The sequence below is a fragment of the Mycobacterium alsense genome (genome assembly GCF_002086635.1).
GTDB lineage: Bacteria > Actinomycetota > Actinomycetes > Mycobacteriales > Mycobacteriaceae > Mycobacterium > Mycobacterium alsense.
This window is the reverse complement of sequence record NZ_MVHD01000045.1, coordinates 1-14,908: the sequence shown is the minus strand read 5'-3', so window position 1 is coordinate 14,908 and position 14,908 is coordinate 1. Positions and strand designations below refer to the sequence as shown.

The following is a 14,908-nucleotide window of genomic DNA, read 5'->3' as shown; positions in this document are numbered from 1 at the left end:
GAGCCGAACAGCAGCCCACACGCGGTACATGGAGGAGACGTCTGTGACGTACACGATCGCCGAACCCTGCGTCGACATCAAGGACAAAGCGTGCATCGAGGAGTGCCCGGTCGACTGCATTTACGAGGGCACCCGCATGCTGTACATCCACCCCGACGAATGCGTCGACTGCGGGGCCTGTGAGCCCGTCTGTCCCGTCGAAGCGATCTACTACGAAGACGACGTGCCCGAGCAGTGGAGCCAGTACACGCAGATCAACGCCGACTTCTTCGTCGAGCTCGGGTCGCCGGGCGGCGCGGCGAAGGTCGGCATGACCGAGAACGACCCGCAGGTGGTCAAGGATCTGCCGCCGCAGGGCGAGGGCGACTGAGCGGGCCGGTGCCGCACCAGCCCCGGGGCGTCTCGGCGTCGCTGCCGGAGTTCCCCTGGGACACCCTGGCCGACGCGAAGGCGCTGGCCGGGGCCCATCCCGACGGCATCGTCGACCTGTCGGTCGGCACCCCGGTCGACCCGGTCGCGCCGCTGATCTCCGACGCGCTGGCCGCCGCCGGTTCCGCCTCGGGCTATCCGGCCACCGCCGGCACCGCGCGGCTGCGGGAGGCGGCGGCGGCCGCGCTGGCCCGCCGGTTCGGCATCACCGGGGTGACCGAGGCGGCCGTGCTGCCGGTGATCGGCAGCAAGGAACTCATCGCTTGGCTGCCGACGCTGTTGGGCCTGGGCCCGGCCGACGCGGTCGTGGTGCCGGAGCTGGCCTACCCGACGTACGACGTGGGGGCGCGGCTGGCGGGCGCGCGGGTGCTGCGCGCCGATTCGCTGACCCAGCTGGGGCCGCAAGCCCCGGCGCTGTTCTACCTGAACTCGCCGAGCAATCCGACCGGGCGGGTGCTGGGGGTCGACCACCTGCGCAAGGTCGTCGGGTGGGCGCGCGAGCGCGGTGTGCTGGTCGCCTCTGACGAGTGCTACCTGGGCCTCGGCTGGGAGGCGCAGCCGCGGTCGATCCTGCATCCCTCGGTCTGCGACGGCGACCACACCGGGCTGCTCGCGATCCACTCGCTGTCGAAGAGCTCGTCGCTGGCCGGCTATCGGGCCGGCTTCGTCGCGGGTGATCCGGCGGTGGTCGCCGAGCTGCTGGCGGTGCGCAAGCACGCCGGGATGATGGTGCCCACGCCGGTGCAGGCCGCCATGGTGGCCGCCCTCGACGACGACGCCCACGAAAAGGAGCAGCGCGCGCGGTACGAACGCCGGCGGGACGCGCTGTTGCCGGCGCTGCGCGCGGCCGGCTTCGCCGTCGACCATTCCGAGGCGGGCCTGTACCTGTGGGCCACCCGCGATGAGCCGTGCGCGGACAGCGTGGCCTGGCTGGCTGCCCGTGGCGTGTTGGTGGCGCCCGGCCATTTCTACGGCCCGGGCGGCGCTCGCCACGTGCGGGTGGCGCTGACCGCCACCGACGAACGCGTCGCCGCCGCCGCGCACCGGCTGGCCGGGGGCTGACTTAGCCCGGCCGCCTCCCGCGCGGTCCGGGGGGACGGCAGAATGCATCCGTGACCAGTTCGGCGGAAAAGCCGCGCATCCCGGCGTCGGTCGGGGACATCGCCAAGCGGGTGTTTTTGGGCAAGCCTCTGATCACCGAGGAACTGACGTCCGAGAAGCTGTCGAATCCGGTTGCGCTCGGCGCTCTTTCGCCCGACGCGATCTCGTCGACCGCGTACGGGCCCGAACAGGTACTGATCGAGCTCCTGCCGCACGCGGGGCTGGCGGCGTTCGTGTTGTTGCTGCCGATCACCGGCGTCATCCTGCTGATCCTGGTCCTGGTCGCGGCGTCGTATCGCCAGGTCGTCATGGCCTACACCCGCGCCGGCGGTTCGTACATCGTGGCGCGGGAGAATTTCGGGCCCCGGGTGGCGCAGGTCGCGGCCGCCGCGCTGTTGATCGACTATGTGGTGACCGTGGCGGTCCAGTCGGCGGCCGGCACGGTCGCGGTGGTGTCGGCGATCCCCGCGCTGGGCCCGCACAGCCTGCAAATCACGGTCGGTGTCGTGCTTGTCATCTGCTACCTGAACCTGCGCGGATTGCGCGAGGCGGGCTGGCAGTTCGCGCTGGCGACGTACCTGTTCGTCGTGCTGGTCGGCCTGACGATCGTGGTGGGCGTCGCGCGCGTGCTGCTCGGCGATCTACCGGTCTACGATCCCGCGCGTCTGCCCGGCACGGTGCCGGTCCATCAGGGCGACGCCCTGGTGATGGGCGCCACCATCCTGGTGTTGTTGCGCGCGTTCGCCAACGGGGGTTCGTCGCTGACCGGGGTCGAGGCGATCTCCAACACCGTCGACGTGTTCCGGAAACCGCAGGGCCACAATGCCCGTCGCGTGCTCACCGCCATGGCGGCCATCCTGGGGGTGCTGCTGGCGGGCGTGGCGTACCTCGCATCTGTCACCCACGCGACGCCGTACCTGAGCGAATATCCGTCCGTTTTGTCGCAGGTCGCTCGCGCGGTATTCGGACACGGTCCCGTCGGCCAAGTCCTGTTCACACTGGTCCAGGCGGCCACGGCGGCCATCTTGTTCACCGGTGCCAACACCAGCTTCAACGGGTTCCCCGCGCTGGCCAATTTCGTCGCCGAGGACCGCTTCCTGCCGCGCCAGCTCACCAAACGCGGTCACCGCCTTGTCTTTTCGAACGGCATCATCGCGCTCACCGCGCTATCGCTGGCGTTGCTGGTGACGACCGGCGGCTCGGTCAACGCGCTGGTCCCGTTCTACGCGATCGGTGTGTTCACCGGGTTCTCGATGGCCGGTTACGGCATGACCAGACACCACCTGACCCATCGGGAACGGGGATGGCGGCGCCGGCTGGCGATCAACCTGTCCGCGGCGATCCTGTCGACGATCGTGGTGGCCATCTTCGCGGTTGCCAAATTCACCGAGGGTGCGTGGCTGGTCGTCGTGGTGTTCCCCGTGCTGGTCGTCGTGTTGATGCGGCTCAACCGCGAATACCGCGCCGAGGCCGCCATTCTCGAGATGTTCCGCACCGACCGACCCGAATTGGTGAAGTACTCCCGGCACAAGGTTTTCGTGTTCGTGAATTCGCTCGACCTCGCGGTGCTCGAAGCGCTGCGGTACGGCAGGGGGCTGCGGGCCGACGAATTGGTCGCGGTGCATTTCATGCTCGACGACGCCCACGCCAAGATTTTGCGAAAGCGTTGGGACGACTTCGAACTCGATACGCCGCTGCGCGTCATCGACTGCCCCGACCGGCGGGTGACCCGGGCCGCACAGGTGCTCGTCGCCAAGGAGCGCGGTGAACACCGAAACACCAACGTGACGGTGCTGTTGCCGCGTCGGACGTACGCGCCGCTGTTGGGGCGCCTGCTGCATGACCGCACCGCGGACAGGGTTTCCCGCGCCGTCGGCCTCATCCCGGACGCCGCTGCGACGATCGTGCCGTACGACGTGCAGTCCCGGATCAAGGAGGCCTACCCCGACGGTTTCGAGCAACGAATCGCGCGCGGACTCGACAAGCTCGAGGCGTGGGTCGCCAGAAGCGAGGAGCGGGACGTCGACGCGTACGAACACCCCGAGCGGCCGTCGGTGATCACGGTGGGCGGCCTGATCCCCGGGCAGCGCGCCACCTTCGAAGGGCGGGTCAACGAGGTCCAGGACATCAACGAACGCAGGCGAACGGTTCGCCGGGTCGTCGTCGGCGACAACAGCGGCGAAATCACCATCACGTTCCGGTCCGGCCGCGGGGGCGCCGACATCCAGCCCGGTCAGCTGTTGCGGATCACCGGCAAAGCCCGGCAGAGCGGCAACAGGCCGATGTCGATGGTCGACCCGGCCTATCACGTCATCGAGGACCCCGCGAGCGACAGGGAATCCGGCGGGGCCGACGAGAGGGACGAAAAGGAGGGACAGCGGTGAGGCGATCGGCGGCGGTGCTGGTGTCCATGCTGGGTCTCGCGTTCACCGCCAACGGCTATCGACCGTTGACCCGGGACCGCTTGGGGTCGGGGCTCGCGTTCGGCTACGGCCTGCTCGCATCCGAGCTTCCGCTGCAGACCCTCGCCGTCCAGCTCGCGTCCCTGGCCGCGGTGTCCCACCGGGGGCCCGCGCGGATCCTGCGCTTCAGCTGGCTGGTGGCGGCGCTGTCGTGGCTGGGGTTGCTGGGCCTGCGCCGCGCCGGGCGGCGCGCGAACGAGCCCCTGACCGCAGCGCTGGACGCCGGGCTGGGCCCCGACCGCCGCCGGCAGTCGGGTGATCTGTGGAAGCGGCGCCCGCCCGGGGCCGCGACCGCCAAGCGGCCCGGCGTGGCGCGGATGCTGCGGGTCTACCGCGACTACGCGCACGACGGCGACATCAGCTACGGCGAATGCGGCTCGCGGAACCACCTGGACATCTGGCGGCGACCGGACCTGGACCGCGGCGGGCGGGCCCCGGTGCTGCTGCAGGTCCCCGGCGGCGCGTGGATGGTGGGAAACAAACGGGGACAGGCACATCCGCTGATGAGCCACCTGGCCGAGGCGGGGTGGGTGTGTGTCGCGATCAACTACCGGCTGAGTCCCCGCTCCACCTGGCCGGACCAGATCGTCGACGTCAAGCGGGCGATCGCGTGGACGAAGGAGCACATCGCCTCCTACGGCGGCGACCCGGACTGGATCGCGATCACCGGCGGCTCGGCCGGCGGGCACCTGTCGTCGCTGGCCGCGCTGACGCCCAACGACCCGCGGTTTCAGCCGGGCTTCACGGACGCCGACACCCGGGTGCAGGCGGCCGTCCCGTTCTACGGCGTCTACGACTTCACCCGCAACGACGGGGCGATGCATCCGCTGATGGCGCCGATCGTGGCCAAACGCGTGTTCAAGCTGAGCCTGACCGACGTCGCCGAGCCGTTCCGCCTCGCCTCGCCGATCACCCACGTATCCGCGGACGCGCCACCGTTTTTCGTGCTGCACGGCACCAACGACTCGCTGATCCCGGTCGAGCAGGCCCGCAGCTTTACCGCGCGCCTGCGTGAGGTCAGCCGCCAGCCGGTGGTGTACGCCGAGTTGCCTTGCGCCCAACACGCATTCGACATTTTCGGATCGGCCCGGGCGGCGCACGCCGCGGTGGCCGTCGAGCAGTTCCTCGCCGAGATCTACGCTTCGCGGCGGGCGGCGAACCCGCTGTCAGGCGCCGGTTAGGCCAACGGCCAGCAGGACGCAGCCCACCCCGCCCAGCAGGGCGGCGACCTCGATGCGGCGCCGCGCCCGGATCCAGTCGTGCAGCGCCCTCATCGACGCGCGGGTCGCATCCGGCGCCAGCGCATAGGCGACGAGCGGCGCCTCCACCAGCGCGAACGCGACGACGTTGAACATCACCAGCGCGCCGACCTGGGTCATGGCCGCGGCGCCCGAGGCCAGGATGACCGCCAGCGCGGCCAGATAGTCCACCGACGGCAGCGCGATCCCCAGCCCGGCGGCGCCGGCGACCCATAGCGACGGCCCGACCGCCAGCCGCTGGGCCCGCGCCGCCAGCCTCCCGGGTCCCGCCGCGTCGTCGCGTTTGAGGACCAGCGCGGCGGCGGCGCCCAACAGCGCCAGCACGCCGATGAAGATCTGCACCCGGGGCAAGGTGAAGTACGTCGAGCCGAGCAGCCGGCGCCGCAGGACGAACAGGACGACACCGCCGACGGTCATGCCCATCACGAAGCCGCCACCGAGGAAAGCGAGCAGCTGCAGGATCGGCCGTGGCCGGTTCAGCATCAGCACCGTCATGCCGATCCGGAACGGTTCGAGGCTGACGGCGACGGCCATCACCAGGATGGTCAGCCACATGCGACATGTCGGTTGCGCGCCCGCCTGGTCTGCATGCGGCCACGTTACCGTCCGCCGCTATGTGGCCCAGCCCCAATGGAACACGCGAGAGGTGAGCAGGACCAGACCGAGGGAGACCGTTGCGACGACCATGAGCCCGATGACCGCGACCACGAGGGGCGCAATCCGGTGCGCGCGATCTGGCGGATGTCGGTGGCGAGCCCCACGCCGGCGAAGGTCAGCAAGAACGCCGACTTCGACGCGTTGGCCAGGTTCGCGGCCTGGCCCTTGGTGAGCCAGTGCGCGGTCGCGATGACCGCGACCACGAGGAAGCCGAGCACGAATTTCGGGAACTTCGCCCAGATGAAGGCGGCCCTGGCGCGCGCGCCGGGCGCGATCTCGTCGGCCTGGCCCCGCGCGCCCCAAAACAGCGCGAAGCCCAGCACGACGAAACCGATCAGCGCAGCGTCGCCCACCAGTCCTCACCGAGCCGTCCGAGCCGGCCAGGCCACCGCGGCGTTTCCGTATCACCCACCACGACATGGTGGCCCGCGGGCCAGGGGCGACCAAGCGATTGGCTCGCGCTGAATCCAGGCCCGCGGGGTCGCCGAAAACCACGGCGGCGCAACGGCTGTGTCTGCTCGGGCCGCCGTCAGGTCGGCAGCCCGCCCCTCTCGGCGTCCGCGCGGTAGCGCTCCACCCACTCGTCGGAGCGTTGGTCGGCCTGGCGTTCCAGCGCCGGCTCGGGCGCCAGCGCGGGGTCGAGCCCCAACGCCTCCAGGACCGTGGCCACCACCTGAGTCAGATTGCGCCACAACACCGGATACGGAACTTCCATCGGCGCGACGCCCTCCTCGGCGAACCAGGTGCGCCAGCCCTCCTCCTGGGCGCGCAGCATGGTGACGACGTGGGCGATCGCGCCCGCGTGATAGATCGCGCGCGCGTCGCGCGCCGGGTCGGGCCGCCCGCGCCACACCCGCGTCTGCACCGCGCGCCAGAACGACACCGCCTGCGAAACCACGTCGGGCCGGTGGACGTGGATCAGGAGCGGTTCCTCGCCGACGACGTCGCGGATCGCGGCGAGCAGCCCGTCGCCGGACCGATTCGGCAGGCCCTTCGCCCGGTCCAGCAGCAGCGGCGTCTGGTTCCACATCAGCTTGCCGCCCCACACCCCGTTCGGTGTCCGTCCGACCGTGCGGATGTAGTCGCGCCAGATCTCGGCCGGCGCGAGGTCGGGCGTGCCCGCATCCAGGGGGTCGAGCAGGCGCAGGATCGACTCGTCGTCCACGCCGGCGAACCACTCCCGTGGCTGAGGGGCCTGGCTGGTGCTCGGTATGTATTGGAAGAACTCCTGGGGCTCGCCGGCCACGCCGGTGGCGCGCAGCGACTCCACGAGCAGCGTGCTGCCGCTGCGCTGGGAGGCCAGCACCAGATACGACGACGGGCGTTCGGTCACCAACGAAGCCTAACCGCGGGAAAACCCGCTGCAAGGCACCGATTTTTCGTCACTGTGAACATAACCGTTGCGCGGGGTCCAGCGCTGTTACGGTATCCGCGCGCGGTGGCGGTTACCGGATGCGATGATTACCGTCCGACCGCACTCCACTACCGACGGGAAGCCCGCATCGTGCAGAACACCGCCAAAGAGTCGGTCCGCCGGATCATCTGGCGGGCCGATCGGGGCACCACCGCGGGTCTTCGTCGGCGGTTCGTGCCGCTCGACCCGCCGGTCGTGGACAAGTTCCGTGAGCACCTGCTCGAAAACTGGGCGACCCCTGGGTACTGGGATTCCGAGGTGGGCCGCCACGACCTCGACGAGCACACCGTCGGGCGGCTCACCTACAGCCGGCACGAATACGTGCCCTGGCTCAACGCGCTGCGGCGCCTGGACGGGGCCCGCATCTTCGAGATCGGCTGCGGGACAGGGTCGTCGGTCATGGCGCTGGTCGAGCAGGGCAGCGAGGTCACCGGCATCGACGCGGTGCCGGAATCCGTCGAGGTGTCGCGGACCAGGATGCAATTCTTCGGCCTCGACGAGCCGGCGTTGCATCACCTGAACGCGACCGAGATCGGCACGCAATTCGCCCACGCCAGCTTCGATTTCGTCATCTTCTTCGCATCGCTGGAGCACATGACCCACAGCGAGCGATCGGCCAGCCTCCGCGGCGCCTGGCAGCTGTTGGCCGACGACGGAATCCTCTGCATCGTCGAGGCACCCAACCGGCTGTGGTTTTTCGACGACCACACCGCGGACTTGCCGTTCTTTCATTGGCTGCCCGACGAGATCGCGCTGGAGTACCTGAAGCGGACGCCGAAATACCAGGCGTCGGCGTTCGACACCGCGTCGGAGGGCGCGATCCTGGAGCTCAGCCGCCGCGGCCGGGGCGTCAGCTATCACGACCTCGAGCTGGCCCTCGGGCCGGTCGGCGAGCTCGATTTCATGGTCGACCGGCACAGCTATCAAATGAAGCAGAACCCGCTTCGGTGGCTGTACTACCGCCAGTCCACCAACCGTCGCTTCGTGAACTTGTTGCACCGGCAATGCCCGGAGCTGCCCGTCGGGCTGTTCATGCCGTACCTCAACGTCGCGATCCGCAAGCGGGCGGGCGGGCCCTAGCCGTGGGCCCCGTGGGCCGGGTCGACCGCGGGCGCGCATCAAGACGCAAGAATTTCGCAAATGGCCGGCGATAACCTGTCGCCCCGACTGCCGCGACAGGAACCGCCATGGACGACCCCGAGAAACGCATCGCCGAGCTGGAGCGCCAACTGGCCGAGCAAAAGCGCGCGACCGGCGCCCCCGGCCCGAATGGGAGACACAAATGGAAGGTCAACAGATTCGCGTTGCCGGCGCCCGGTTGCCTTACCGCGGAGCAGGTTCGCCACGTGGCTTTCTCCAAGCCGCCCCTCGGAAGATCCGGCTATAACGAGGACGAGGTCGACGCGTTTCTGGATCTCGTCGAGGCGGAGCTGCGGCAGCCCGCGGGAACCCTGGGCGCAGAGCAGGTCCGCGGCGTGGCCTTCGGGAGGCCCCCGCTCGGCCGGCGCGGCTACAACGAGGACGAGGTCGACACCTTTCTGGGCCTCGTCGAGCAGCAACTGAGGGCCCAGCGGGGCGCCGATCCGGCGGCGGTTGCGCCGCCACCCCCCGGCGGGACGCCCGCGACACACGCCGCGGCCCCCCAAAGCCCGGGCCGCAGGCTTCTCGATGTCGGCGCGGCGGTGTTCGGCAGCTTCTGGCTCTGGTATCTCCTCGGTTTCGTTCTTCTCGCCGGGGGCGGGGCCGGGCTGCGATTTCTCGGTCGCCTCGTGCCGCTGGACGGACCCGCGCCGGACTGGATGGGGTTGGTGATCCTGGCCATGCCAGTGGTGGCCGGTGTCGGCTACGTGGTCTGGCACCTGCGGTCCCGCAACAGGCGCCGCCATCGCTATTGGGCCGCCGGTGGGGGAGACGGCGCAAGCAATTCCGGGTGCGGCGGCGGCCACGGCGGGTGCGGCGGGGGATCCGGGTGCGGCGGAGGCGGCTGCGGTGGCGGGGGTCACTGACCTGCGGAACATCGTGCGGCGGCGCGGGTTCGACCGGGCCAACGCCGCGGTGGCGGAGCTCGAGCTTCCCGCGGCGGTGTTCAAAGACGTGCCCGTGGCAGCCGAGAACCCTGGTCGACGCCGGGTTGCGGCGGTGGCTGCGGTGCTGCGCGCCGGCGGTGCGCGACCGCCGGGTGATCGGGATGCCCTCGCGCGCGGTCGACGAGGCGTGGCACGGCCTGATCCTGTGCACGGCACGGTATGCGGCGTTCTGCGAGAAGGCATACGGGGAGTTCCTGCACCATCATCCCGAGGGCGGCACACCGGAGGGGATTGGGGGGGCGGCCGATCCGCCCGGCGAGCAGCTGCGCCGGACGGTCCTCGCCTGGTCGCTCGTGGCTGCGCCGGGCGAGGAATGCGTCCTGTGGGATCTCGACGGCCGCGTCGGCGTCGACCAGCCCTGGGGCGTCGACCGCTCCCGGGTCGCCGCGGTCCAGGGCGCCGCGGCGAAACTCAAAGCGGGCACGCGGAATTGGTGACCTCGGTCGCCCGCAACCCCAGCGAGAACAGCAACCGCGCCTCGGGGTCGGCCAGCGAGGTCGCCAGCAGCTTCTCGATGCGGCGCACCCGATACCGCACGGTGTTGGGGTGGACGCGCAGCGCCCGCGCGGCCGCGCCGATGTCGCCGAAGCCGTCCAGGTAGGCCCGCAGCGTCTCGGCCAGCGCCGGGTCTTTCGCACGCAGGTCGCGTATCCGCGGATCGACCAGGCGCTCGTCGGCGCCGACCAGGGTGACGATCTCGTCGAGCAGCACGGTGGTGCGCGCCTCGTCGAGCGTGATCACCCGTCCTAAAACCGGGTGGCGCTCGGCGCTGTCGAGCACGCGGTCCACCTCGGCACGCACCGCCGCAAATTGCGCGGGGCCGGGGACCGGCGCGGCGATCGCCGCCCGCAACTCGACGCCCAGTTCGGTGCGCAGGGACCCGATCGTGCCCCGCACCCACGAAGTGACCGGCCGGGTCTGGGTCTGCGGCAGCACGACGTAGATGCGCGAGTTGCGCGACGCGACCTGGGCGTCACGTCGAAACGCGCTGGCGCTCAACGCCACAACGTCGACCAACCGCGGATGACGCGTCCCGGCGGTGTCCCAGCCGATGAGGGCGGCGGTCCCGTCGGATGGCAGGCCGAGCTCGCGGGCGACGGTCGCGGCGTCGGCGACTTCGTCGGCCAGGCCCAGGAGTTGCTGGACCCGCCGTGCGTGCGCGGACGGCCGGGTCGCCAGCCGAAACATGATGCGGGCGGCCAAAACCGACGCTCCCCGCAGCATCTCCTCGGCATCGTCGGCCAGCGGCCGCGAGCCCTGCTGCACCCAGATGGCCCCGGCGAACACCGGCGGCCGGCGCGCGTCGGCCGGGGGCTGATGGATCCCGATCGCCAGCCGCGGGCGCAGACCCAGCTCCGGGCGCTCGGCCACGCGCACCACCGCGTCGCCGGCCCGCAGCGCGTCGAAGATGCCCCACTGGCCGATCCACTCCAGGTGTTCGGGAGGGCCGGCGCGGCCCAGGATGGACAGGCGGCGCAGCTCGTCGGCCTCGTCGTTGGAGGCCGAGTACGCCAGCACGTGCGACTGGGCGTCCTCGATGCTGACCATGCCGTGGATGCGGTCGGCCAGCGACTGCGCCAGACCGAACAGGTCGGTGCCCGAGTCATCCGTCGCACCGCCGCGGTCGCCGTGATGCTCCAAGACGTGGTTGACCAACCGATACAGCCGCTCCCATCGCGCCCGCGGTTCCACCGCCACCACCGCCGACCCGGCGGCGACCGCCGCCGCCACCAGGGCGTGCGACGGCTCCTTGGCGAAGATCGCCACCGGCACGCGTTCCCGCACCTGCCGGTCCACCCAGCGCAACGCCTCCTCGTCGGCGACGCCGAGCAAAAAGAAAACGTCGGCCGACCCCGCCGCCGCCGCCAGGCCCAGCCGCACGTCGTCGGAGTCGATCAGTGCCGCCGACGACACCGGCAGGTCCAGCCCGCGGGGGGCGTCGACCAGGCTGACCAGCGTCGCGTCCAGCGCCAGCAGCAGTCGTCCCAGCCCGACACCGGCCATCCGCATGTTGTTCGATTTTACTACACCAAGAGCCCATTCTTGTCCGATCGACCAACACAACCGGGCCTTGCGCCGAGGACCCTGGGGAGCATGGACGCGATCATTCAGGTACCGACGCCGGCCAACGAGCCGGTCTGTGACTATGCGCCGGAATCCCCGGAACGCGGCCGGCTGCTCGCGCAGCTCCGTGCTCTGGCCGGCGACCCGATCGACCTGCCGCACGTCATCGGCGGCCGGCACCGGATGGGCGACGGTGAGCGCATCGACGTCGTCCAGCCACACCGGCACGCGGCGAAGCTGGGCACCCTGACCAACGCCGTGCACGCCGACGCGACGACGGCGATCGAGGCCGCTGTGGCCGCCAAGAACTCTTGGGCGGCAATGCCCTTCGACGAGCGCGCCGCCGTGTTCCTGCGGGCCGCCGACCTGCTGGCCGGGCCGTGGCGCGAAAAGATCGCGGCCGCAACGATGCTCGGCCAATCCAAGTCGGTCTACCAGGCCGAGATCGACTCGCCGTGCGAACAGGTCGACTTCTGGCGGTTCAACGTGGCGTTCGCCCGCCAACTGTTGGCGCTGCAGCCGATCAGTGGGCCCGGCGAGTGGAACCGCAGCGACTACCGCCCCCTGGACGGCTTCGTCTACGCGATCACGCCGTTCAACTTCACCTCGATCGCCGGGAACCTGCCGACCGCGCCGGCGCTGATGGGCAACACGGTCGTGTGGAAGCCGTCGGTCACCCAGACCCTCTCCGCGTACCTGACGATGCAACTGCTCGAGGCCGCGGGCCTGCCGCCCGGCGTGATCAACCTGGTCGCCGGCGACGGCTTCGCGGTTTCCGATGTGGCCCTGGCGGATCGGCGGCTGGCCGGCATCCACTTCACCGGCTCGACGGCCACCTTCCAGCGGCTGTGGTATCACGTCGGCACGAATATCGGCCACTACCACAGCTATCCGCGCCTGGTCGGCGAGACCGGCGGTAAGGACTTCGTCGTCGCGCACGCATCGGCACGCCCGGACGTGCTGACCACGGCTTTGATTCGGGGCGCCTTCGACTACCAGGGACAGAAGTGCTCGGCTGCGTCGCGGGCCTTCATACCGCATTCGGTGTGGCAGCGCATGGGCGACGACTTCCTGGGCGCCACGGCCGCGCTGCGCTACGGCGACGTCACCGACCTGAGCAACTACGGCGGCGCGCTGATCGACCGCCGCGCGTTTTTGAAGAACGTCGACGCGATCGAGCGGGCGAAGGGAACGCCGGGTGTCACGATCGCGGTGGGCGGCGAATACGACGACAGCGTCGGCTATTTCGTGCGACCCACGGTGCTGTTGTCCGACGATCCGGCCGACGAGTCGTTCTCGACGGAGTACTTCGGCCCGCTGCTCTCGGTGCACGTCTACCCCGACGACGACTACGAGCGGATCCTCGACGTCGTCGACACCGGTTCGCGCTACGCGTTGACCGGCGCGGTGATCGCCGACGACCGCGCCGCCGTGCGGACCGCGCAGGAGCGGCTGCGGTTCGCGGCGGGCAACTTCTACGTCAACGACAAGCCGACCGGCGCGGTGGTGGGGCGCCAGCCGTTCGGTGGCTCGCGCGGTTCGGGCACCAACGACAAGGCCGGGTCGGTGCTGAACCTGGTGCGCTGGACTTCGGCGCGGACGATCAAGGAGACGTTCGTCCCGGCCACCGACCACACCTACCCGCACATGGCACCCGAAACCGGACAAGACTGATGGCCGGTTTGTTCGCCCACACGGTGCGCCCGGTCATGCTGGCGGCCAGCCGGGCCGGCGGGTTGCGTCGCACCGTCGAGCGCTCGCCCGTCACGCGCAGCGTGGTGCGCCGGTTCGTGCCGGGCGACTCGCTCGATGACGTCCTGGGAAGCATTGCCGGGCTGCGGGATTCGGGTCGCTACATCAGCATCGACTACCTGGGTGAGAACGTCACCGGCGCCGACGACGCCGACGCCACGGTCAGGGCGTACCTGTCGCTGCTCGACGCGCTGGGCGGGCGCGGGGACGCGGGGCACGAGGGGGTGCGGCCGCTGGAGGTGTCGCTGAAACTGTCGGCGCTCGGGCAGGCGCTGGATCGTGACGGCCAGAAGATCGCCCTGGACAACGCCCGGACGATCTGCGAACGTGCCGAGCGGGTGGGCGCCTGGGTCACCGTGGACGCCGAAGACCACACCACCACCGATTCGACACTGTCGATCTCCGGCGACCTGCGGGTCGACTTTCCTTGGCTCGGCACGGTTCTGCAGGCCTACCTGCGGCGGACGCTCGGCGACTGCGAGGAGCTGGCCACCGTGGGTGCGCGGGCCCGGTTGTGCAAGGGCGCCTACGACGAACCGGCGTCGGTGGCCTACCGCACCGGCGCGGAGGTCACCGACTCCTACCTGCGGTGCCTTGCCGTGCTGATGGCGGGCTCGGGCTATCCCATGGTGGCCTCGCACGATCCGGTGATCCTCGATGCGGTGCCCCGCCTAGCTCGCGAATCCTGCCGCGGTGCGGACGATTTCGAATATCAGATGCTATATGGCATCCGCGACGACCAGCAGCTTCGGCTGGCCGAGGCCGGCAATCACGTGCGGGTCTACGTCCCGTTCGGCACCCAGTGGTACGGATACTTCGTGCGGCGCCTGGCCGAGCGCCCCGCCAACCTGGGATTCTTCCTGCGGGCGCTGGCCGACCGCAGGTAAGTCTATGAACTCGATACGAAATCCGCCTGCGCGTAGGCGCGGCGACACGGGCTGTGCTTACGGTCGAAGATGCTGGCCGGTTTAGGAGGACGCCGATGCCGCATCTGGTGGTCATCCCGGAGATTTTGGCTTCGTCGGCGGGGAATCTGGCGAATCTCGGCGCGGCGCTGAGCGCGGCGAACGCGGAAGCCGTCGGCCCGACGACGGCGATACTGGCGGCGGGCGGCGACGAGGTGTCGGAGGTGGTCGCCGCGCTGTTTTCGGGGCAGGGCAGGGCCTATCACGCGCTCGCGGCCCAGGCGGAAGCGTTTCACGAGCGGTTTTTGCAGGCGTTGAGCGTCGGCGCCGCCACGTATTCCACCGCGGAGGCCGCGAACCTGACCCCGCTGCAGGTTTTCGAGCTGTTCGAGCAGCAGGTGCTCACCGCGATCAACGCCCCGACGCAGGCGCTGCTCGGGCGTCCCCTGATCGGCAACGGGGCCAACGCGACGGCGCCGGGCCAGCCCGGCGGCGCGGGCGGAATCCTGTACGGCGATGGCGGGGCCGGATTCACCAGCACGACCAACGGCGTGCCGGGCACCAACGGCGGGAATGCGGGCCTCATCGGTAACGGCGGTCCGGGCGGGAGCGGTGGCGCCGGGGCCGGCGGCGGCAACGGTGGCCGGGGCGGCATCCTGTTCGGCAACGGGGGAGCGGGTGGCAACGGCGGCGACGGCACGGTGGTGAACGCCGGCGGGATCGCGGGATAGGCCCAGCCCTTCCCCGGAAACAGCGCCGCGACCACCTCCGACACCCC

Annotated in this window: 11 protein-coding genes and 4 pseudogenes; 11 read left to right on the top strand and 4 right to left on the bottom strand. The window is 70.5% G+C overall.

All coding sequences use genetic code 11. From position 1 onward, the window contains the following. Positions 1-43: 43 nt before the first annotated feature. From fdxA to BST11_RS20620, 4 genes are read left to right on the top strand one after another with little or no spacing between them, the layout of a single operon-like run. Positions 44-370, top strand: a complete 327-nt coding sequence (fdxA, locus tag BST11_RS20635) for a ferredoxin (protein ID WP_067315864.1) — start codon at positions 44-46, stop codon at positions 368-370. An 8-nt stretch (positions 371-378) separates the two neighbouring features. After that, positions 379-1,491: a succinyldiaminopimelate transaminase gene (gene dapC / locus BST11_RS20630; RefSeq protein ID WP_083139840.1), complete on the top strand. Its 1,113-nt coding sequence runs from the start codon at positions 379-381 to the stop codon at positions 1,489-1,491. A gap of 50 nt (positions 1,492-1,541) precedes the next feature. After that, positions 1,542-3,914 carry an APC family permease gene (locus tag BST11_RS20625; protein ID WP_083139839.1) on the top strand — a complete coding sequence of 791 codons (2,373 nt, stop codon included), beginning with the start codon at positions 1,542-1,544 and terminating at the stop codon, positions 3,912-3,914. Positions 3,915-3,940: 26 nt separating this feature from the next. Further along, complete coding sequence (locus BST11_RS20620) at positions 3,941-5,173, top strand: alpha/beta hydrolase (RefSeq protein ID WP_083139878.1); 1,233 nt, start codon at positions 3,941-3,943, stop codon at positions 5,171-5,173. Here BST11_RS20620 and BST11_RS20615 read toward each other — a convergent pair. From BST11_RS20615 to stf0, 3 genes and pseudogenes are all read right to left on the bottom strand, one after another. Beyond that, a complete protein-coding gene (locus tag BST11_RS20615; protein WP_083139837.1) occupies positions 5,159-5,806 on the bottom strand; it encodes a GAP family protein in 648 nt (215 codons plus the stop codon). The two genes, BST11_RS20620 and BST11_RS20615, sit on opposite strands and share 15 nt — an antisense overlap. Positions 5,807-5,863: 57 nt before the next feature. After that, positions 5,864-6,249: pseudogene (locus BST11_RS20610) on the bottom strand (putative sulfate exporter family transporter); the annotation flags it as partial. A 188-nt stretch (positions 6,250-6,437) separates the two neighbouring features. After that, the gene (stf0, locus tag BST11_RS20605) at positions 6,438-7,241 is read right to left on the bottom strand and encodes a trehalose 2-sulfotransferase (RefSeq protein ID WP_083139877.1); all 804 of its coding nucleotides are present in this window, start codon (positions 7,239-7,241) and stop codon (positions 6,438-6,440) included. 171 nt (positions 7,242-7,412) lie between these two features. Between stf0 and BST11_RS20600 the strand changes: the two genes are divergently transcribed. The 4 genes and pseudogenes from BST11_RS20600 (at position 7,413) to BST11_RS20590 (ending at position 9,846) form a co-directional block, all read left to right on the top strand. Continuing rightward, on the top strand, positions 7,413-8,402 hold the full coding sequence (locus BST11_RS20600; protein ID WP_158086811.1) for a class I SAM-dependent methyltransferase: 990 nt from the start codon (positions 7,413-7,415) through the stop codon (positions 8,400-8,402). 224 nt (positions 8,403-8,626) lie between these two features. Beyond that, positions 8,627-8,755 (top strand): annotated as a pseudogene (locus tag BST11_RS29310) (DivIVA domain-containing protein); the annotation flags it as partial. Then, on the top strand, positions 8,732-9,328 hold the full coding sequence (locus BST11_RS28970) for a DivIVA domain-containing protein (protein ID WP_280522727.1): 597 nt from the start codon (positions 8,732-8,734) through the stop codon (positions 9,326-9,328). The pseudogene BST11_RS29310 and the gene BST11_RS28970, both read left to right, overlap by 24 nt. Positions 9,329-9,338: 10 nt before the next feature. Further along, positions 9,339-9,846, top strand: a pseudogene (locus BST11_RS20590) (glycine-rich domain-containing protein). On the opposite strand, the gene BST11_RS20585 reads toward BST11_RS20590, so the two are convergent. Then, complete coding sequence (locus BST11_RS20585; RefSeq protein ID WP_142276468.1) at positions 9,821-11,419, bottom strand: PucR family transcriptional regulator; 1,599 nt, start codon at positions 11,417-11,419, stop codon at positions 9,821-9,823. The pseudogene BST11_RS20590 and the gene BST11_RS20585 sit on opposite strands and share 26 nt — an antisense overlap. 84 nt (positions 11,420-11,503) lie before the next feature. Here BST11_RS20585 and pruA point away from each other — a divergent pair, with 84 nt between their 5' ends. From pruA to BST11_RS20570, 3 genes and pseudogenes are all read left to right on the top strand, one after another. Next, the gene (pruA, locus tag BST11_RS20580) at positions 11,504-13,147 is read left to right on the top strand and encodes an L-glutamate gamma-semialdehyde dehydrogenase (protein WP_083139832.1); all 1,644 of its coding nucleotides are present in this window, start codon (positions 11,504-11,506) and stop codon (positions 13,145-13,147) included. Continuing rightward, entirely contained in the window at positions 13,147-14,112 is a 966-nt protein-coding gene (locus BST11_RS20575; protein ID WP_083139831.1) for a proline dehydrogenase family protein, read from the top strand. Before pruA ends, BST11_RS20575 begins: the two co-directional genes overlap by 1 nt. Before the next feature lie 95 nt (positions 14,113-14,207). Then, a pseudogene (locus tag BST11_RS20570) lies at positions 14,208-14,858 on the top strand (PE family protein); the annotation flags it as partial. Between the last annotated feature and the right edge of the window lie 50 nt (positions 14,859-14,908).